Consider the following 18,085-nt stretch of genomic DNA (forward strand, 5'->3'; position numbering starts at 1 on the left):
GATGATCCCGGAAACCGCCATCCTGTGGGAATTCCTGTCCTTTGCCATCCGCTGGCTGCATGTGATCACGGCCATCGCCTGGATCGGGTCGTCCTTCTATTTCATTGCGCTGGATCTGGGTCTGCAGAAGGCGCCCGGCATGCCCAAGGGCGCACATGGTGAGGAATGGCAGGTCCATGGCGGGGGCTTTTACCACATCCAGAAATACCTGGTCGCGCCCGAGCGGATGCCCGAGCATCTGACCTGGTTCAAATGGGAGAGCTATGCCACCTGGCTTTCGGGTGCCGCGCTGCTGATGGTCACCTATTGGGCGGGGGCGAACCTCTATCTGATCGAGCCGTCCAAGGCGGATCTGGCGATCTGGCAGGCGATCGCGATTTCGGGCGGGTCGCTGGCGGTGGGCTGGCTGATCTATGACGGGCTGTGCAAGTCGCCCTTGGGCAACCGACCGACGGTGCTGATGGGGCTGCTGTTCCTGGCGCTGGTGGCGATGGGCTGGGCCTATGACCAGATCTTCACGGGCCGTGCGGCGCTGCTGCATCTGGGGGCGTTCACGGCGACGATCATGACCGCCAACGTGTTCCTGATCATCATGCCGAACCAGCGCATCGTGGTGGGTGACCTCAAGGCCGGGCGCGCGCCCGATCCGAAATACGGCAAGATCGCCAAGCTGCGCTCGACGCACAACAACTATCTGACGCTGCCGGTGATCTTCCTGATGCTGTCGAACCACTATCCGCTGGCCTTTGCCAGCCAGTACAACTGGCTGATCGCGGCGCTGATCTTTCTGATGGGGGTGACGATCCGGCATTTCTTCAACACGATGCATGCCCGCAAGGGGTATCAGTGGTGGACCTGGGCCGTCACCGTGATGCTGTTCATCGGGGTCATGTGGCTGTCGGCCCTGGGCATGAACCAGGACAGCTATGAGGAATCGATGGCCCGCCCCCTGACCCCGGTCGAGGCGCGCTTTGCCCAAGCGCCGGGGTTCGAGGAGGCCAGTCAGGCCGTGATCGGCCGCTGCTCCATGTGCCATGCCCGAGAGCCGGTCTGGGACGGCATCCGCGTGGCCCCCAAGGGCGTCCTGCTGGAGACGCCCGCCGACATCGCCCGCGCCGCGCACCAGGTCTATCTGCAAGCGGGGCTGACCGACGCGATGCCGCCCGCCAACATCACCGGCATGGAGGATGCCGAACGTGACGCCATCCTGCGCTGGTTCCGCCAGGTCGGCCCCTTGGGCGTCGCGGGGCTGTGATTTCGGCTGACAGGCGCTGCTGCGCGCGCTAACAGGCGGGCGATGCTGACCGCTTTGCGCCTGTTCCTGCTGCTGGGGGTGATCCTTGGCGTGGTGTTGCCGAAATCCTCGGCGGCGCTGGCGCAGCTTGGGCTGGTCGATGACCGGGTGGTGGTGATCTGCACCGGCCACGGGATGCAGACGATCACGCTGTCCCCCGATGAGCGGCCCGCGCCGGTGCAGGGGCATGACGCGCCCTGCCTGCTTGTCGCACCCTCCGACGGCACCGCACCCCTGGCGCAGCCCCTGTGGCTGCGGCTGACCGGTCAGCCCCCGCGCCCCGCAGGCCGCGATCTGTGGCGCGCGGCCGAGGCGCCCGGCACGGGCCATGCCCGCGCGCCGCCCCTGGCCTGACAGGCCGTTCCCGAACCGTTTGTCGCAAGCCCGCAGGCCGTTCCGTGACGGCTGCGCCAAGGATATCCCCATGACCATCACCGACACCGCCCCGGCGGAGGCCGCCGATCCCGGCCGCGCCGCCAAGCTCTACCGCGCCGCCTGGCGCTGGCACTTCTATGCCGGATTGTTCGTCATTCCCTTCTTTCTGATCCTGGCGGTGACCGGCATGATGATGCTGTGGATCGCCCATCTGGACGGTCGCGACGGCGAACGCATCCCGGTCGTCCCCCAGGGCGAACCGGCCAGCCTGACCCTGCAGGCCGCCGTGGCCATCGCCGCCGTGCCGGGCGGCGAGCCCGTGCAATACATCGCGCCCCGCGCCCCCGATCTGGCCGCGATCTTCCGCATCGACGGGGCGGAGGGCCCGCGCACCGTCGTCGTCGATCCCTACCGCGCCGAGGTCATCACCGATTTCCCCCGCCGCAGCGGCTGGTATGACTGGGCGGACGACGTTCATGGCAGCCTGCTTCTGGGCGTCGCGGGCGACCGCATGATCGAGACCGCGGCCTCGCTTGGCATCATGCTGCTGGCCACGGGCCTCTACCTGTGGTGGCCGCGCGGGCAGGGCCTGCGTGCGGCGCTGGTCCCGAACCTGACCGCGCGGGGACGGGCGCTGTGGAAGTCGCTGCACGGGGTGACCGGAGTCTGGATCTCGGTCGTGCTGCTGTTCTTCCTGATTTCGGGCCTGTCCTGGGCGGGCGTCTGGGGCGGTCGGATGGTGCAGGCCTGGTCAACCTTTCCGGCCGCGAAATGGGACGCGGTGCCGCTGTCCGACGTGACCCATGCCAGCATGAACACCGGCCCCAAGGAGGTTCCCTGGGCCCTGGAACAGACCCCCATGCCCGCCTCGGGCAGCCGGGCGGGCACGCCCGGCGTGGCTCCCGGCACCCGCGTGACCATCGACACGGTTGATGCGCTGGCCCGCCGGATCGGCTTTGACGGGCGTTATCAGCTCAACCTGCCGCGCGGAGAGACGGGCGTCTGGACCCTCACCCGCGACAGCATGAGCACCGACAGCCTGAACCCCACCGATGACCGCACCGTGCATGTGGACCAGCATACGGGCCGCATTCTGGCCGATGTCGGCTATGCCGATTACAGCATCGCCGGCAAGGCAATGGCCGTTGGCATCGCGCTGCACATGGGCACCCTCGGATTATGGAGCGTGCTGGCCAACACCGCCTTCTGCCTGGCGGTGATCTTCCTCTGCGTCTCTGCCATCGTCCTGTGGTGGAAGCGCCGCCCCTCTGGGCAGTCGCGGCTGGTGGCCCCGCCGATGCCGCGCAACATGCCCCTGTGGAAGGGCGCGATCGTCACCGGCCTGGCGATCGGCATCGCCTTTCCAATGGCGGGCATCACCTTCGCCGCGGTCTTGGCGCTGGACGGGCTGGTCCTGTCGCGCATCCCGGCGCTCAGGCACGCCTTCAGCTGAGGCGCGCCACCCTGCGCCCCCGGCAAGGACCCAAGCCCCGCGGTTCAGAACAGCGGGCGCAATTCCCGCACCGCATGATCGGCGAACATCCGCACCTTGGGGTCCTGCAACCGCCGATGCGGCGTCAGACAGCCGAACTGCGCAGGCAGGGGGCGGTGATCCGGCAGCACCTCGACCAGCCGCCCCGCTGCCAGGTCCTCCGCGACCTCGTACATCGGGCGGTTCGCGATGCCATGCCCCGCCAGCGCCCAATCGCGCAGCACGTCGCCGTCATCCGTGTCGAACCGCCCCTGCACCATCATCTTGCGCGGTCCCTCGGCGGTCTGCAGCACCCAGTAATATTCCGGGCTGCGCGGATAGCGCAGCAGCAGGCAGTTGTGCCCGGCCAGATCGTCCGGCCCCTCGGGGTCACCCTCGCGCGCCAGATAGGCGGGGGCGGTGACCAGCACGCGCGGACAATCCGCGATCTTGCGCCATTTGAGCGCCGAATCCGCAGGCTCGCCCAGAAAGAAGGCCAGGTCGATCGCGTCCTCGACGATGTTGACGTTGCGGTCCGACAGGCGCAGCCGGATCTCGATGCCCGGATTGTCGGCGCAGAACCCAGGGATCAGCGGCGCGATCAGCCGACGTCCCAGCCCCAGGGGCGCGGTCAGCCGGATCACGCCCTGCGGCTTGCCCGAAAAGCTGCTGACCAGCGCCTCGGCCTCGTCCAGCGTGTCGATGACGCGCCGCGCATGGTCATAGAAGGCGCGCCCGATCTCGGTCGGCGTCAGCTTGCGCGTGGTGCGGTTCAGAAGCCGCAGCCCGAACCGATTTTCAAGATCCTTGATGCGATTGGAGGCAACTGCCGGCGAAAGCCGCAGATCCCTGCCTCCGGCGGTGATCGAGCCCAGCTCGACCACCCGCACAAAGACCCGCAGGCTTTCCAGATAGGACATGAGATTGGCCCGCTTTCAACGTTTCGTGTAAAGTCTTCTATGCCACGGGCGATTTCACGTCCACACGTTCGGGCCTAGCATCGGACCATGCAAGGAAAGACCCCCATGACCCAGCTGCGTTTTCTGCTCAACGACACCGAGGTGGCCCTGACCGAGGTCGGCGCCTCTGACACGCTGCTGGATCACCTGCGCCTGACGCGCCGCATGACCGGCACCAAGGAGGGCTGCGCCGAGGGCGATTGCGGCGCCTGCACCGTGCTGGCGGGCCGCCTGACGCCCGATGGCCTGGTCTATGAGCCGATCAACGCCTGCATCCGGCTGATGGCGTCGTGCCACGCGACCCATATCGTCACGGTCGAGCATCTGCGCGGCCCCGATGGTGGGCTGCACCCCGTCCAGGCAGCCATGGTCGCGCATCACGGCAGCCAATGCGGCTTCTGCACGCCGGGGATCGTCATGGCGCTGTATGGGCTGTGGATGACCAACCCCGACGCGGGCGCGGCCGAGATCGAGACCGCGCTGCAGGGCAATATCTGCCGCTGCACCGGCTATGCGCCGATCATCCGGGCCGCCCTGGCGGCGGGGGCGGCCGGAGGGCAGGCCCAGGACGCGCTGGCCCGCGAACGCGAGACGGTGGCCGCGCGCCTGGCCGGGATGCGTGGCGCGCGCGTTTCGCTTGCGCGCGGCGCGGACCGGGCACTGGTCCCCGCCGATACCGACGACCTGGCCGCGGCCCTGCTGGAGGAGCCCGGCGCCACGCTGGTCGCCGGGGCCACCGATGTTGGCCTGTGGGTCACGAAATTCATGCGCGACATCAGCCCCGCCATCTTTATCGGGCACTTGATGAAGGAGATCACGGTCGAGGGTGACCTGATCCACCTTGGCGCGGGCGTCACCTATTCCGAGGCCGCGCGGGTGATCGCGCGCCACATCCCGCAGGCGGCGGAATACTGGTCGCGGATCGGTGGCTGGCAGGTGCGCAATGCGGGCACCATCGGCGCGAACATCGCCAACGGATCGCCCATCGGCGACACGCCGCCGCTGCTGATCGCGCTGGATGCGCGGATCGTGCTGCGCCGGGGCGATCAGCGCCGCGAGATGCCGCTGGAGGCGTTCTTCATCGATTATGGCAAGCAGGACCGCCAGCCCGGCGAGTTCGTCGAGGCGATCCTGATCCCCATCCACCGCCAAGCGCGCGTCGCCGCCTACAAGATCAGCAAGCGGCGCGACAGCGACATCACCTCGGTCGCGGCGGGCATCTGCGTCGATGTCGCGGACGGCGTGATCACCGGCGCGCGGCTGGCCTTTGGCGGCATGGCGGGCACCCCCAAACGCGCCCGCGCGGCCGAAGCGGCGCTGGTGGGTCAGCCCTTTGCCGAGGCTGCTTTTGATGCCGCCGCCCGCGCCATCGCCGACGATTTCCAGCCGATGACCGATATGCGCGCCAGCGCCGAATACCGCGCCACCGTCGCGCGCAACCTGATCCGCCGCTTCTGGCTGGAGCAATCCGAACCCGGCCTGCCCGTGCGGCTGCGCCAGAGCGAAGGAGTCTGAGCCATGAAGGACGACACCGCCCCCATCACCGGCCAGGCGCATCAGGACACGGCGCATGACAGCGCCATCAAGCATGTCACGGGCCGCGCCGAATATACCGACGATCTGGTGGAGCCGACCGGCACGATCCACGCCTATCTGGGCCTGTCCACCTGCGCGCATGGCCGCATCACGGGGATGGATTTCACCGACACGCTGGCCCAGCCCGGCGTGCTGGGCGTGCTGACCGCCGATGACCTGCCGGGCGTCAACGACGTCTCGCCCAATGGCAAGAACGACGACCCGATCTTTGCCGACGGCGTGGTGCATTTCTGGGGCCAGCCGGTCTTTGCCGTGATTGCGGAAACCCGCGACCAGGCCCGGCGCGCGGCGCATAAGGCGCGGATAGACTATGACGCGCTGCCCCATGCGCTGGACCCGATCGCGGCGCGGGATGCGGGCAGGGGCTATGTGACCGACCCGCTGACGCTGACGCGTGGCGATGCGGTGGCGGCCATGGCCGAGGCGCCGCGCCGGATCACCGGGCGCTTTGCCGTGGGCGGGCAGGATCACTTCTATCTGGAGGGGCAGATCGCCCTGGCCATTCCGGGCGAGGATGACGAGGTCGCGATGCATGTCTCGACCCAGCACCCGTCCGAGGTGCAGCACATGGTCGCCCATGTCCTGGGCGTGCCCAGCAATGCGGTCGTGGTGAACGTGCGCCGTATGGGCGGGGGGTTCGGCGGGAAGGAGACGCAGATGAACCTCTTTGCCTGCGTTGCCGCCGTGGCCGCGAAACGCTGGCACCGCGCGGTCAAGATCCGCCCCGACCGCGACGACGACATGACCGCGACCGGCAAGCGGCATGACTTCGTGATCGACTATGCGGTGGGCTTTGACGATGACGGCCGCATCCGGGCGGTGGAGGGCGATCTCTATGCGCGCTGCGGGTTTTCGGCGGATCTCTCCGGCCCGGTCACGGACCGGGCGCTGTTTCACGCCGACAACGCCTATTTCTATCCCGATGTGCGGGTCTCGTCGCATCCGATGCGCACGAACACGGTCAGCAACACGGCATTCCGGGGCTTTGGCGGGCCGCAGGGCGCGATCATGGCCGAACGCATGGTCGAGGAGATCGGCTATGCCCTGGGCCTCGACCCGCTGGAGGTGCGCAAGCGCAATCTGTATCAGAACGGCCAGCTGACCCCCTATCACCAGGAGGTGCAGGACCAGATCCTGCCGCGCCTGATCGAGGAGCTGGAGGCGACCAGCGACTATCAGGCGCGCAGGCAGGCGGTGCTGGACTGGAACGCGCGCGGGGGCGTGATCCGCAAGGGCATTGCGCTGACCCCGGTCAAGTTCGGCATCAGCTTTACCGCGACCTGGTTCAACCAGGCGGGGGCGCTGATCCATGTCTATTCCGACGGCTCGATCCACCTGAACCATGGCGGGACCGAGATGGGGCAGGGCCTGAACACCAAGGTCGCCCAGGTCGTGGCCGAGGCGTTCCAATGCGACATCAGCCGCATCAAGATCACCAGGACGACGACGGAAAAGGTGCCGAACACCTCCGCCACGGCGGCCTCCTCGGGGACCGACCTGAACGGCATGGCGGCGCTGGACGCGGCCAATCAGATCAAGGCGCGGCTGGTGGCCTTCGTGGCGGAAAACTGGAAGGTCGCCGAGGATCAGGTGGTCTTCGTGCCGGGTCATGTGCGGGCGGGCGACCAGATGATCGCCTTCAACCAGGTGATCCGCGCGGCCTATATGGCGCGCATCCAGCTGTCGGCGGCGGGGTTCTACAAGACGCCCAAGATCCATTGGGACCGCAGCACGGGACAGGGGCGGCCTTTCTATTACTTCGCCTATGGGGCGGCGGTGTCCGAGGTGTCGGTGGACACGCTGACCGGAGAGTATGTGATCGACCGGGCCGACATCCTGCATGACGTGGGCCGCAGCCTGAACCCCGCGCTGGACCGGGGCCAGGTCGAGGGGGCCTTTGTGCAGGGCGCGGGCTGGCTGACCACCGAGGAGCTGTGGTGGGACGACAAGGGCCGGCTGCGGACGCATGCGCCCTCCACCTACAAGGTGCCGCTGGCCTCCGACCGTCCGCGCGTCTTCAACGTGGCGCTGGCCGACTGGTCCGAGGCGACCGAGCGCACCATCAAGCGGTCGAAAGCCGTGGGAGAGCCGCCCTTCGTCCTGGGCATCAGCGTGTTCGAGGCGATCAACATGGCCGTGGCCTCGGTCGCGGACTATCGCGAACCGGCGCGACTGGACGCCCCCGCCACGCCCGAACGCGTGCTGATGGCGGTGGAGCGGCTGCGCGGATGATCCGCGTCCGGGTCATATCCGCGCGCGGATCGACCCCGCGCGAGGCGGGGGCCGAGATGATCGTGACCCCGGATGCCACGCAGGGCACCATCGGTGGCGGCCAGCTGGAATACATGGCCATCGACCGCGCCCGCCAGATGCTGGCGCGGGGCGAGGCCGAGGCGCGCATGGACATCCCCCTGGGCCCCGAGATCGGGCAGTGCTGCGGCGGGCGCGTGGTGCTGGCGCTGGACCGGCAGGCGGCGACGCCGCAGGACCGGCCGGACGTGCTGATCTTTGGCGCAGGTCATGTGGGCCGCGCGCTGTCGGCGCTGATGCAGCACCTGCCGGTCAACACCTTGCTGATCGACAGTCGCGCCGATGAGTTGGCCCGCGCCATCGGCCCCACGCTGCTGACGCCGCTGCCCGAGGCGCAGATCCGCGCCGCGCGTCTCGGCACGGCCATCATCATCCTGACCCATGACCACGCGCTGGATTTCCTGCTGGCCGCCGAGGCGCTGGCCCGCACGGACCTGTCCTATGTCGGCATGATCGGCAGCGCGACCAAGCGCGCCCAGTTCAGCCGTTTCGCCCGCGACCGGGGGATCGACCCCGCGCCCCTGACCTGTCCCATCGGGGCGGGCTTAAGCCGCGACAAGCGCCCCGAAATTATCGCCGCCTTTACCGCCGCCGAACTGATGGCGTGCCTGACCGCGACCCAGACAAAGAAGACCGCATGCAACAGCTGATCCGGGGCCGCGTCCTCGATTTCCACGCCGATCCCCAGGATACGGACGATAACCACCGTTATTGGGAGAACGGCGCAATCCTGGTCGAGGATGGCCGCATCCTGGCCGTGGGCGATCATGCCGATCTGGCCCGCGAGGGGCTGGCCGAGATCGACCACCGCCCGCATCTGATCCTGCCGGGCTTCATCGACCCGCATCTCCATTTCCCGCAGTTGCAGGTCATCGCCAGCTGGGGCGCGCAGCTGCTGGACTGGCTGAACACCTATACCTTTCCGGCCGAGGCGCAGTTCGCCGACCCCGACCACGCCGCGCGCATGGCGGGCCTGTTCCTGGACCAGCTGACCGCGCATGGCACGACGACGGCGGTGGCCTTCTGCTCCAGCCACAAGGCCAGCGCGGAGGCGCTGTTCACCGCCGCCCATGCGCGCGACATGGCGATGGTGGCGGGTAAGGTGATGATGGACCGCAACGCCATTCCCGCGGTCCAGGACACGCCGCAATCGTCCTATGACGACAGCGCGGCGCTGATCGCGGCGTGGCACGGCAGGGGCCGCCAGCTTTATGCGATCACGCCGCGTTTCGCGATCACCTCCAGCCCGGAACAGATGGAGATGGCGGGCGCGCTGGTCCGCGAGAACCCCGGCCTGCATCTGCAGACGCACCTGTCCGAGAACCGGGACGAGATCGACTTTACCTTAAGTCTGTATCTCAAGGCCCGGGATTATTTGGATATCTATGATCACTATGGTCTTCTGGGGCCGCGCGCCCTGCTGGGCCATTCGATCCATCTGGAACCGCGCGAGATCGACCGTATTGCCGAAACCGACAGCCGCCCGGTCTTCTGCCCGACCTCGAACCTGTTCCTGGGGTCGGGGCTGTTCGATGCGCAGGGGCTGCGCGGGCGGGGCATCACCAGCGGCATCGCCACCGATGTGGGCGGCGGCACCAGCTGGTCGATGCTGACCACCCTGGCCGAGGGCTACAAGATCCTGCAGCTGCAGGGCCAGAAGATGCACCCGCTGACGGCCTTCCACTGGGCCACGCGCGGCAATGCCCTGACCCTGGGCCTGGAGTCCGAAATCGGCACCCTGGCCCCCGGCAGCGCCGCCGATCTGGTGGTGCTGGACCCTTGCGCGACCCCCGCCATGGCGCTGCGGGCGGAACGCGCCACCACCCTGGCCGAGGAACTGTTCATCCTGCAGATCATGGGCGACGACCGGGCCGTCGCGCAAACATATGTCGCAGGCCGACCCTGCAAGGAAGGTCCGCGCGGGCTTCAATCCGCCGCCGAACGGGGCTAGAACGGTGCCAAGGGGCCGATCCGTGGCCCGCATCCCATCCTGACCCAAAGGCGCATCCCATGGCCGACGATCTGCTGAACAGCTTTACCACCGGTCCCGACGAGCAGGGCCGTTTCGGCATCTATGGCGGGCGGTTCGTCAGCGAGACGCTGATGCCGCTGATCCTGGAGCTGGAGGCCGAATACGAACGTGCCAAGACCGACCCGGCCTTCTGGGACCAGATGAACGATCTGTGGACCCATTACGTGGGCCGCCCCAGCCCGCTCTATTTCGCGGAGCGCATGACCGAGCATCTGGGCGGCGCCAAGGTCTATATGAAGCGCGACGAGCTGAACCATACCGGCGCGCACAAGATCAACAACGTGCTGGGCCAGATCCTGCTGGCGATCCGCATGGGCAAGACCCGTATCATCGCGGAAACCGGCGCGGGTCAGCACGGCGTGGCGACGGCCACCGTCTGCGCGCGCTTCGGGCTGAAATGCGTGGTCTATATGGGCGCGCATGATGTCGAACGCCAGGCACCCAACGTGTTCCGCATGCGCCTGCTGGGCGCCGAGGTGGTGCCCGTGACCAGCGGCCGCGGCACGCTGAAGGACGCGATGAACGACGCGCTGCGCGATTGGGTGACCAATGTGCGCGACACCTTCTATTGCATCGGCACGGTGGCGGGGCCGCATCCCTATCCGGCGATGGTGCGCGATTTCCAGTCGATCATCGGCAAAGAGGTGCGCGAACAGATCATGCCGCGCGAAGGCCGCCTGCCCGACACGATCATCGCGGCCATCGGCGGCGGGTCGAACGCCATGGGGCTGTTCTATCCCTTCCTGGACGACAAGGAGGTCCGCATCATCGGCGTCGAGGCCGGGGGCAAGGGCGTCGACGACCGCATGCAGCATTGCGCCAGCCTGTCGGGCGGGCGCGCAGGCGTGCTGCACGGCAACCGCACCTATCTGCTGCAGGACGATGACGGCCAGATCCTGGAGGGCCATTCGATCAGCGCGGGCCTGGATTATCCGGGCATCGGCCCCGAACATGCCTGGCTGAAGGATATGGGCCGCGCCGAGTATGTCAGCATCACCGACGATGAGGCGCTTGGCGCGTTCCAGCTGTGCTGCGCGCTGGAGGGGATCATCCCCGCGCTGGAGCCCGCCCACGCCCTGGCCCATGTCATCAAGATCGCGCCCGACCTGCCTGCCGACCATATCATCGTGATGAACATGTGCGGACGCGGCGACAAGGACATCTTCACCGTCGCCAAGCATCTGGGGTTCGACATCAAGACCTGATCAGCGGCTCAGCAGCAGGATGTTCAGGTCCGATTCCAGGACCGGGGCGGGCATCAGGATGCGGGCGGCGTTGCGGCCCGTGACCTCGACCAGGCCCGCCTCGGGGACCAGCTGCGGGCTTGCCGTGGGGTCGGTCCGGGGCGGCAGCGCCTCATAGGGCAGGGGCGTGTCGCCTGCGACATGGCCCGTGCCCAGATACGTCAGACGGCCCGCGACCAGCCCGATCCGGCCGGACATGCGCTGTGATCCGGTCAGCTTGACCAGGCCGCCATCGGCGTCGATGCGGCACTGGAACGGCTGATAGACCACCAGCGCCAGCCCCCCCCCCCAGCTTGAGCATCCGACAGGACCAGTCGCCGGGCAGGATCGCCGCCGCCTGATCGTCGGGCAGGGCCGCGCCCGACAGCCCCGCCACCAGCACGGCGCGATCATCCGCGGACCCCTGGGCCAGCGCGTCGCGCAGGGTGCGGCCCGTGATCGGGTCCAGCTGATCCAGCCTTGCCACGTCATCGGCGCGGATCACCGCGTCCAACGACGGCCCCAGGGCCGCAGCCGGTGCCGCGCCCATCAGCAGGGCCGCGATCAGCAGCGCCCTATTGCGCATCGCTTTGCGCATGGCGGCGCAGCAGGTCCAGCGGCACGAGGTCCAGCGCCCGCCGATGGGTCGATTCCAGCACCACGACCGGCGCCGCAAACTCCTGCGCGGCCTGCAGAAAGCGGCTGGCGCACAGGCACCAGCGGTCGCCTGCCTTCAGCCCCGGAAAGCCCCATTCCGGGCGCGGCGTGGTCAGGTCGTTGCCCAGATAACGCGACATGGCCAGGAATTCGTCGGTCAGGATCACGCAGACCGTGTGGCTGCCGCGATCCTCGGGGCCGGTATCGCAGCAGCCGTTGCGATAGAACCCGGTGACCGGGGCGGTCGAGCAGGGCTGCAGCGCGCCACCCAGGACGTTGATCGAAGGCTCCATGCCGGTCTCCTCTTTGGGACAGGTTAGGCGCGGGGGGCCGCCAAGGAAAGGGGGCAGGCGGTCACATCGGGCGTGGCTGCCACAGGATGTGCCTGCCGTGGAAATCCGCGCGCCCAAGCGACCAGTCGCGCCGCGTCCCGTCCCACAGGGTCAGGTCCAGCGCCGCGTCGGGCCCGCCGTCGGCCTCCATCCGCAGATGGGCCAGCGGCGCGTCGGGGGTGGCGATGCCGCCCGCATGCGCCAGCGCCTCGGCGCAGGCGGTCCGGGTGGCGGGCGGGAAATACTGGGCGACGATGGTATGATAGACCAGCGTCAGCCGCCCCGGCGCGGGCGCGGCCAGCCGTTCCGCCAGCCATTGCCCCGCATCGCCCCGGTCGACCCGCACCGGGTGCCTGCGCGCCAGATCCAGCGCGGCGCGCAGCCGCGCCAGGCGGTCGTCCTGATCGGCCCAGCAATAGGCCATCAGCCGCAGCCCGTCGCGATCAGGGTCCAGCGGGTTCAGATCGACGCCCCGCCGGCTGGCCACCACAAAGGCGGATTGCGGCACGGGACCGGACCATTCCGGCGTCAGCACCACGGCGCCCGGCCCCGACCCCAGGTGAAAGCGGTCGAAGTTGAGGTTCAGCCCGGCCGAGGCGCCCAGCTCCAGCAGCCGCAGGGGCAGGGGTGACAGGGCCGCCAGGTGGCGCGCCGCGCCGATCAGGGCGGCCGCGCGGGCGACTTCGTTGGTCTGGGGCGGGCTGTCTAGCCAGTCCAGCACCGTGTCGGCATGCTGCAGCAGGGTCGCGCGCAGCAGCGCGGGCGTGACGCGGCGCGCCCGGTAGGCCGCCGCCAGCGCGGGCGCGGCATCGGTCAGCACCAGCGCATGCAGCGCCCCGCACAGCCGCAAGGGCAGCGAATCCGCCCGGTTCGACGGATCGCCCGGCCAGTCGCGGACGCGGGCGCCCACCGGGCCATCCAATGCCTCGGGCAGCATGCGGCACAGTGCCGCCGTCAGCAGAGAGCCGAGCGCCGCGCAGGCCTGCGCCTGACGGGCGAAGGCCTGGGTCACCGCGCTCACCGAAAGCGGTCGGTCAGGGCGCGCAGCCGGTCGGCCAGCGTGTCGGGGCGGGCGGCGGGTTCGGGCGCCTGCGCGGCAGGTTTCGGGGCGGGCTTGGGCTTCGGCGCCTCGCTGCCGCTGTTGCGCGCGGGTGCGGTGCGGTTGGCGACCGCGTTCTGGAACCGGCCCCCGTCGCCCGCCGCCAGCGCCACCGCCCCGTCCGAGATGCCGCGCAGCAGGTCGTCCAGCCAGTCCTGTTCGGCCTTGGCGAAATCCGACAGCACGTATCCCGCCACGCGATCCTTGTGGCCGGGATGCCCGATGCCCAGCCTGACGCGCCCGTATTCCGCCCCGATATGCTGGTGCATCGAGCGCAACCCGTTATGCCCCGCATGCCCGCCGCCCTGCTTGACGCGGGCCTTGCCGGGGGCCAGGTCCAGCTCGTCATGCAGCACGATCACGTCCTGGGGGGTCAGCTTCAGATAGCGCATCGCCTCGCCCACGGACTGCCCCGACAGGTTCATGAATGTCTGCGGCTTGAGCAGGGTGACGCGCGTGTCCCCCAGCTGCCCCTCTGCCGTCAGCCCCTGAAACCGTGTCCGCCAGGGCCCGAATCCGTGGTCGGCGGCGATCCGGTCCAGCGCCATGAAGCCAATGTTGTGACGATTGCACGCATATTTCGCGCCGGGATTGCCCAAGCCCACGATCAGCTTCATCGCTGCCTCCTGTCCGGTCGCGCGAGGGGGCGCGCGGGTCGATTTTCGTTCCATCCCTTGCGGCTGTCCTTGCCCGTTACTAAGACTCTGTCAACCTTTCGCGGCTAAGACAGGGATTCAGGCCCGGACGAATCGCGGGGACAGGGACGTAACGGCAAGGACAGACGATGAGCGATCCGGCAGAATTCTACATGAACACCCTTGTTCCCATGGTGGTCGAACAGACCTCTCGCGGGGAACGGGCCTATGACATCTTCTCGCGGCTGCTCAAGGAACGGATCATCTTCGTTTCGGGACCGGTCCATGACGGCATGTCCACGCTGATCTGCGCGCAGCTGCTGTTCCTGGAGGCGGAGAACCCGTCCAAGGATATCAGCATGTATATCAACAGCCCCGGCGGTGTCGTGACCTCCGGCCTGTCGATCTATGACACGATGCAGTACATCAAGCCGCGGGTCTCGACGCTGGTGGTGGGGCAGGCGGCCTCGATGGGCTCGCTGTTGCTGGCCGCGGGCGAACCCGGCCTGCGCTATTCGCTGCCCAACAGCCGCGTGATGGTGCACCAGCCCTCGGGCGGGTATCAGGGCCAGGCCACCGACATCCTGATCCATGCGCGCGAGACCGAGAAGCTCAAGCGGCGCCTGAACGAGATTTATGTCCACCACACCGGCAAGTCGCTGTCCGAGGTCGAGGAGGCGCTGGAGCGCGACCGCTTCATGACCGCCGAGGATGCCAAGGACTGGGGCCTGATCGACGAGGTTCTGGCCCCGCGCGGCAAGGCCGTGCCGGAGAAGAAATAGGCCTCCGGGGGATTGTGACGGGCCGGGCTGGCCCGTAACATGGTGCGAATGACCTGCGGCGGCCGATCCGGCGCAGGGGAACCGAAGATGCGGCGCGCGGGACAGTCCCGCCGTCGCCCGCGACGCGGCCTTGCGTGGCGGTAGTTTAGGAAATGGACGATGGCGAACCAGTCCGGCGGCGACAGCAAGAACACGCTCTATTGCAGCTTCTGCGGCAAGAGCCAGCACGAGGTCCGCAAGCTGATCGCGGGACCGACCGTGTTCATCTGCGATGAATGCGTCGAGCTGTGCATGGACATCATCCGCGAGGAGACCAAGACCAGCGGCCTGAAATCGGGCGACGGCGTGCCCACCCCGCGCGAGATCTGCGGCGTGCTGGACGATTACGTGATCGGTCAGGAGCATGCCAAGCGCGTGCTGTCCGTGGCCGTCCACAACCACTACAAGCGTCTGAACCACGGCTCCAAGACCGATATCGAGTTGGCCAAGTCGAACATCCTGCTGATCGGCCCGACCGGCTGCGGCAAGACGCTGCTGGCCCAGACCCTGGCGCGCATCCTGGACGTGCCCTTCACGATGGCGGATGCCACCACGCTGACCGAAGCCGGCTATGTCGGCGAGGATGTCGAGAACATCATCCTCAAGCTGCTGCAGTCGTCGGAGTACAACGTCGAGCGCGCGCAGCGCGGCATCGTCTACATCGACGAGGTCGACAAGATCACGCGCAAGTCGGACAATCCGTCGATCACCCGCGACGTCTCGGGCGAGGGCGTGCAGCAGGCCCTGCTGAAGATCATGGAAGGGACCGTCGCCTCGGTGCCCCCGCAGGGTGGCCGCAAGCATCCCCAGCAGGAGTTCCTGCAGGTCGACACCACGAACATCCTGTTCATCTGCGGCGGCGCATTCGCGGGTCTGGACCGCATCATCGCGCAGCGCAACAAGGGCACCGCGATGGGCTTTGGCGCCTCTGTCAAGGAAGCGGGCGACCAGGGCGTGGGCGAGCTGTTCAAGGAGCTGGAGCCCGAGGATCTGCTTAAATTCGGCCTGATCCCGGAATTCGTCGGCCGTCTGCCCGTCATTGCGACCCTGACCGACCTGGACGAGGAAGCGCTGATCATCATCCTGACCAAGCCGAAGAACGCCTTGGTCAAGCAGTATCAGCGCCTGTTCGACCTCGAGGGGGTTCAGCTGACCTTCACCGAGGACGCGCTGACCGCGATCGCCAAGCGCGCCATCAAGCGCAAGACCGGTGCCCGCGGCCTGCGGTCGATCATGGAGGAGATCCTGCTGGACACCATGTTCGAACTGCCCGGTCTGGACAGCGTCCAGGAGGTGGTCGTCAACGACGAGGCCGTCGAGAACCCCTCGGCCAAGCCGCTGCTGATCCATGTCGATCCCAAGAAGGAAACGGCCTCGGCCGGATAACTCCGCGAGGCCCGCGCGAGGCTGGACCTTGCGCGGGTTCTGGGGCATATCCCATGGAAATCCGATTGCTTGAGGGTGCCAACCATGTCGTTCCTGCTGCGCTTTCTGACCTGGTGGAACAGCCAGACGCTCAACACCCAGTTCTGGACCTGGCGCAATGGCGTGAAGGTCGGCGAGGATGCGGTCGGAAACATCTTCTACAAGACGGCGGACGGCAAGCGGCGTTGGGTGATCTACAACGCTGAATCCGAGGCCAGCCAGATCAGCCCGGAATGGCATGGCTGGTTGCACCACACCTGGAACGAGGCTCCGACCGAACTGGCCGTGCCGCGCCGGGAGTGGGAGCAGCCCCATCAGCCGAACCTGACCGGCACGCCGGGCGCCTATGTGCCTGCGGGCTCGCTCTATCGGGCGCAGCCTGCGGTGCGCAGCGATTATGACGCGTGGCGCCCCGAATAAGATGGCCCAAGGCACAGCCCCGCGCACTGAGGCGACGGCGGAACTGATCGCGGGCGGCGTCGTGTTGCTGGTCGCCGCAGGCTTCCTGGCATGGGCCGCGCAGGATCGGTGGCCGCGGGCGTCGGGCTATCAGGTCACCGCGTCCTTTCCCGATGTCGACGGAGTCGCGGTGGGCACCGAAGTGCGTCTGGCCGGTGTGCGCATCGGTCGGGTCAGCGAGATCCGCCTCAATCCCCAGACCTATCTGGCCGATGCCGTCCTGACCATCCCGCAGGACATTGTCCTGCCGACCGACAGCGCCGCGCTGATCCAGTCGGACGGTCTGCTGGGCGGCGCCTATATCCAGCTGCAGCCGGGCGGCAGCCCCGACAACCTGGCCCCCGGCGATGAGATCGAGGATGTCCAGGGCGCCGTCAGCCTGCTGCAGCTGATGCTGAAATTCGTCGACAGCCAGGCGGCAGGGGACGCGCCGTGATCCGTCTTGCGATGTGCCTGATGCTGTCGGCCACGCCCGCCGTGTCGCAGGAAACCATGCGGGCCTCGGGGGCGATGCTGCGGGGGCTGGACAAGGTGTCCGGTCGGACCACCGACCTGCCGCTGCAAGTCGGAGAGGCCGTCCGCTATGGCAGGTTGGAGATCAGGCTGGGGGAATGCCGCTATCCCTCTGGCGATCCCAGTTCCGATGCCTTCGCCCAGGTGGCCATCACCGACCTGCGGCAGAACGCCTCGGTCTTCAGCGGGTGGATGATTGCCAGCTCGCCGGCGCTGTCGGCGCTGGACGATGCGCGCTATGACGTCTGGGTCATGAGCTGCCAGGACTGAGGCCCGACGTCAGGGCAGCCGCCGAAAGCAGGGGTTGCGCGCGAAAGTCGGCCTCGCGCCGCAGGGCAGAGGCAAGACGGCTGCGATAGGCTGTGCGCGGTATTTCGACCCCACCCATCCGGGCCAGGTGCGGCGTCAGGAATTGCGTGTCAAACAGGGTGAAGCCACAGCGCTGCAGGTGGCTGGACGTCCAGAGCAGCGCCATCCGCGACCCATTCTCTTGCGCGGACATCATCGATTCGCCGAAAAACGCCCCGCCAATGGTGATGCCGAAGATGCAGCCGGCGAACACGCCGTCGCGGCGCACCTCGATCGCGTGGGCGTGCCCGGCATCATGCAGTTGGCGATAAAGTTCCGCTAGGGGTGCGTTGATCCAGGTCGTGTCGCGATCCGCGCAGGCGGCCACGGCGGCGTCGAAATCGCCGTCCAGATGCGCCGACCAGCCGCCCCGGCGCAGGTCTCGACGCAACGAACGCGAGGCGTGCACGCCCCCGACCGGAAGGACCCCCCGCATCGGGGGGTCGAACCAGTAGAGGCGGTCGTCATCCGCGCTTTCGGCCATGGGAAACACGCCGCGCGCATAGCCGGTCAGCAGTTGCGCGGGCGTGATCATC

The 18,085-nt window shown here is 68.0% G+C and carries 19 protein-coding genes; 13 read left to right on the forward strand and 6 right to left on the reverse strand.

Going from position 1 to position 18,085, the window contains the following annotated elements; translation table 11 throughout:
* Window position 1: 1 nt before the first annotated feature.
* The 3 genes from FA740_RS11065 (at window position 2) to FA740_RS11075 (ending at window position 3,122) form a co-directional block, all read left to right on the forward strand.
* Window positions 2–1,255 (forward strand): urate hydroxylase PuuD, encoded by a 1,254-nt coding sequence (locus FA740_RS11065; protein WP_420873144.1) that lies wholly within the window; start codon window positions 2–4, stop codon window positions 1,253–1,255.
* Window positions 1,256–1,297: 42 nt separating this feature from the next.
* Window positions 1,298–1,648, forward strand: coding sequence for a hypothetical protein (locus FA740_RS11070; protein ID WP_136856835.1), 351 nt, complete (start codon window positions 1,298–1,300; stop codon window positions 1,646–1,648).
* A gap of 70 nt (window positions 1,649–1,718) precedes the next feature.
* Window positions 1,719–3,122, forward strand: a complete 1,404-nt coding sequence (locus FA740_RS11075; RefSeq protein ID WP_136856836.1) for a PepSY-associated TM helix domain-containing protein — start codon at window positions 1,719–1,721, stop codon at window positions 3,120–3,122.
* Between the two features lie 44 nt (window positions 3,123–3,166).
* Here FA740_RS11075 and FA740_RS11080 read toward each other — a convergent pair whose 3' ends face one another.
* Window positions 3,167–4,060, reverse strand: a complete 894-nt coding sequence (locus FA740_RS11080) for a LysR family transcriptional regulator (RefSeq protein WP_136856837.1) — start codon at window positions 4,058–4,060, stop codon at window positions 3,167–3,169.
* A 105-nt stretch (window positions 4,061–4,165) separates the two neighbouring features.
* On the opposite strand from FA740_RS11080, the gene xdhA reads away from it, so the two are divergent.
* From xdhA to trpB, 5 genes are read left to right on the forward strand one after another with little or no spacing between them, the layout of a single operon-like run.
* Window positions 4,166–5,614: a xanthine dehydrogenase small subunit gene (xdhA, locus tag FA740_RS11085; protein ID WP_136856838.1), complete on the forward strand. Its 1,449-nt coding sequence runs from the start codon at window positions 4,166–4,168 to the stop codon at window positions 5,612–5,614.
* Between the two features lie 3 nt (window positions 5,615–5,617).
* Window positions 5,618–7,927, forward strand: a complete 2,310-nt coding sequence (gene xdhB / locus FA740_RS11090; protein WP_136856839.1) for a xanthine dehydrogenase molybdopterin binding subunit — start codon at window positions 5,618–5,620, stop codon at window positions 7,925–7,927.
* Window positions 7,924–8,655: a xanthine dehydrogenase accessory protein XdhC gene (gene xdhC, locus FA740_RS11095; RefSeq protein ID WP_136856840.1), complete on the forward strand. Its 732-nt coding sequence runs from the start codon at window positions 7,924–7,926 to the stop codon at window positions 8,653–8,655. Before xdhB ends, xdhC begins: the two co-directional genes overlap by 4 nt.
* A complete protein-coding gene (gene guaD / locus FA740_RS11100; RefSeq protein WP_136856841.1) occupies window positions 8,643–9,956 on the forward strand; it encodes a guanine deaminase in 1,314 nt (437 codons plus the stop codon). The genes xdhC and guaD overlap by 13 nt, the downstream gene beginning before the upstream one ends.
* Window positions 9,957–10,015: 59 nt before the next feature.
* Window positions 10,016–11,242, forward strand: coding sequence for a tryptophan synthase subunit beta (trpB, locus tag FA740_RS11105; protein WP_136856842.1), 1,227 nt, complete (start codon window positions 10,016–10,018; stop codon window positions 11,240–11,242).
* On the opposite strand, the gene FA740_RS19710 is transcribed toward trpB, so the two are convergent.
* From FA740_RS19710 to pth, 4 genes are all read right to left on the reverse strand, one after another.
* Window positions 11,243–11,551 (reverse strand): DUF4893 domain-containing protein, encoded by a 309-nt coding sequence (locus FA740_RS19710; RefSeq protein WP_169306281.1) that lies wholly within the window; start codon window positions 11,549–11,551, stop codon window positions 11,243–11,245. It lies immediately after the preceding gene.
* Between the two features lie 284 nt (window positions 11,552–11,835).
* On the reverse strand, window positions 11,836–12,210 hold the full coding sequence (locus FA740_RS11115; protein WP_136856844.1) for a DUF2237 family protein: 375 nt from the start codon (window positions 12,208–12,210) through the stop codon (window positions 11,836–11,838).
* Window positions 12,211–12,271: 61 nt separating this feature from the next.
* Window positions 12,272–13,270, reverse strand: a complete 999-nt coding sequence (locus tag FA740_RS11120; RefSeq protein WP_136856845.1) for a DUF2332 domain-containing protein — start codon at window positions 13,268–13,270, stop codon at window positions 12,272–12,274.
* Window positions 13,267–13,965 (reverse strand): aminoacyl-tRNA hydrolase, encoded by a 699-nt coding sequence (gene pth, locus FA740_RS11125; RefSeq protein ID WP_136856846.1) that lies wholly within the window; start codon window positions 13,963–13,965, stop codon window positions 13,267–13,269. The genes FA740_RS11120 and pth overlap by 4 nt, the downstream gene beginning before the upstream one ends.
* Before the next feature lie 167 nt (window positions 13,966–14,132).
* Between pth and FA740_RS11130 the strand changes: the two genes are divergently transcribed.
* The 5 genes from FA740_RS11130 (at window position 14,133) to FA740_RS11150 (ending at window position 17,471) form a co-directional block, all read left to right on the forward strand.
* Window positions 14,133–14,765 carry an ATP-dependent Clp protease proteolytic subunit gene (locus FA740_RS11130; protein ID WP_136856847.1) on the forward strand — a complete coding sequence of 211 codons (633 nt, stop codon included), beginning with the start codon at window positions 14,133–14,135 and terminating at the stop codon, window positions 14,763–14,765.
* Window positions 14,766–14,924: 159 nt separating this feature from the next.
* The gene (gene clpX, locus FA740_RS11135; RefSeq protein ID WP_136856848.1) at window positions 14,925–16,190 is read left to right on the forward strand and encodes an ATP-dependent Clp protease ATP-binding subunit ClpX; all 1,266 of its coding nucleotides are present in this window, start codon (window positions 14,925–14,927) and stop codon (window positions 16,188–16,190) included.
* An 84-nt stretch (window positions 16,191–16,274) separates the two neighbouring features.
* Entirely contained in the window at window positions 16,275–16,649 is a 375-nt protein-coding gene (locus FA740_RS11140) for an NADH:ubiquinone oxidoreductase subunit NDUFA12 (RefSeq protein WP_136856849.1), read from the forward strand.
* Between the two features lies 1 nt (window position 16,650).
* A complete protein-coding gene (mlaD, locus tag FA740_RS11145) occupies window positions 16,651–17,124 on the forward strand; it encodes an outer membrane lipid asymmetry maintenance protein MlaD (protein ID WP_136856850.1) in 474 nt (157 codons plus the stop codon).
* A complete protein-coding gene (locus FA740_RS11150) occupies window positions 17,121–17,471 on the forward strand; it encodes a DUF2155 domain-containing protein (RefSeq protein WP_246053589.1) in 351 nt (116 codons plus the stop codon). Before mlaD ends, FA740_RS11150 begins: the two co-directional genes overlap by 4 nt.
* On the opposite strand, the gene aat is transcribed toward FA740_RS11150, so the two are convergent.
* On the reverse strand, window positions 17,452–18,084 hold the full coding sequence (gene aat, locus FA740_RS11155; RefSeq protein WP_136856851.1) for a leucyl/phenylalanyl-tRNA--protein transferase: 633 nt from the start codon (window positions 18,082–18,084) through the stop codon (window positions 17,452–17,454). The two genes, FA740_RS11150 and aat, sit on opposite strands and share 20 nt — an antisense overlap.
* Window position 18,085: the final 1 nt, after the last annotated feature.

Origin of the sequence: Paracoccus hibiscisoli, assembly GCF_005048265.1 — a bacterium.
Taxonomy (GTDB): domain Bacteria; phylum Pseudomonadota; class Alphaproteobacteria; order Rhodobacterales; family Rhodobacteraceae; genus Paracoccus; species Paracoccus hibiscisoli.

Excerpts from the sequence above, each read along its gene's own strand:
- FA740_RS11065 (WP_420873144.1), top strand. The coding sequence starts at position 2 with ATGATCCCGGAAACCGCCATCCTGTGGGAATTCCTGTCCTTTGCCATC.
- FA740_RS11070 (WP_136856835.1), top strand. The coding sequence starts at position 1,298 with ATGCTGACCGCTTTGCGCCTGTTCCTGCTGCTGGGGGTGATCCTTGGC.
- FA740_RS11075 (WP_136856836.1), top strand. The coding sequence starts at position 1,719 with ATGACCATCACCGACACCGCCCCGGCGGAGGCCGCCGATCCCGGCCGC.
- FA740_RS11080 (WP_136856837.1), bottom strand. The coding sequence starts at position 4,060 with ATGTCCTATCTGGAAAGCCTGCGGGTCTTTGTGCGGGTGGTCGAGCTG.
- xdhA (WP_136856838.1), top strand. The coding sequence starts at position 4,166 with ATGACCCAGCTGCGTTTTCTGCTCAACGACACCGAGGTGGCCCTGACC.
- xdhB (WP_136856839.1), top strand. The coding sequence starts at position 5,618 with ATGAAGGACGACACCGCCCCCATCACCGGCCAGGCGCATCAGGACACG.
- xdhC (WP_136856840.1), top strand. The coding sequence starts at position 7,924 with ATGATCCGCGTCCGGGTCATATCCGCGCGCGGATCGACCCCGCGCGAG.
- guaD (WP_136856841.1), top strand. The coding sequence starts at position 8,643 with ATGCAACAGCTGATCCGGGGCCGCGTCCTCGATTTCCACGCCGATCCC.
- trpB (WP_136856842.1), top strand. The coding sequence starts at position 10,016 with ATGGCCGACGATCTGCTGAACAGCTTTACCACCGGTCCCGACGAGCAG.
- FA740_RS11115 (WP_136856844.1), bottom strand. The coding sequence starts at position 12,210 with ATGGAGCCTTCGATCAACGTCCTGGGTGGCGCGCTGCAGCCCTGCTCG.
- pth (WP_136856846.1), bottom strand. The coding sequence starts at position 13,965 with ATGAAGCTGATCGTGGGCTTGGGCAATCCCGGCGCGAAATATGCGTGC.
- FA740_RS11130 (WP_136856847.1), top strand. The coding sequence starts at position 14,133 with ATGAGCGATCCGGCAGAATTCTACATGAACACCCTTGTTCCCATGGTG.
- clpX (WP_136856848.1), top strand. The coding sequence starts at position 14,925 with ATGGCGAACCAGTCCGGCGGCGACAGCAAGAACACGCTCTATTGCAGC.
- FA740_RS11140 (WP_136856849.1), top strand. The coding sequence starts at position 16,275 with ATGTCGTTCCTGCTGCGCTTTCTGACCTGGTGGAACAGCCAGACGCTC.
- mlaD (WP_136856850.1), top strand. The coding sequence starts at position 16,651 with ATGGCCCAAGGCACAGCCCCGCGCACTGAGGCGACGGCGGAACTGATC.
- aat (WP_136856851.1), bottom strand. The coding sequence starts at position 18,084 with ATGATCACGCCCGCGCAACTGCTGACCGGCTATGCGCGCGGCGTGTTT.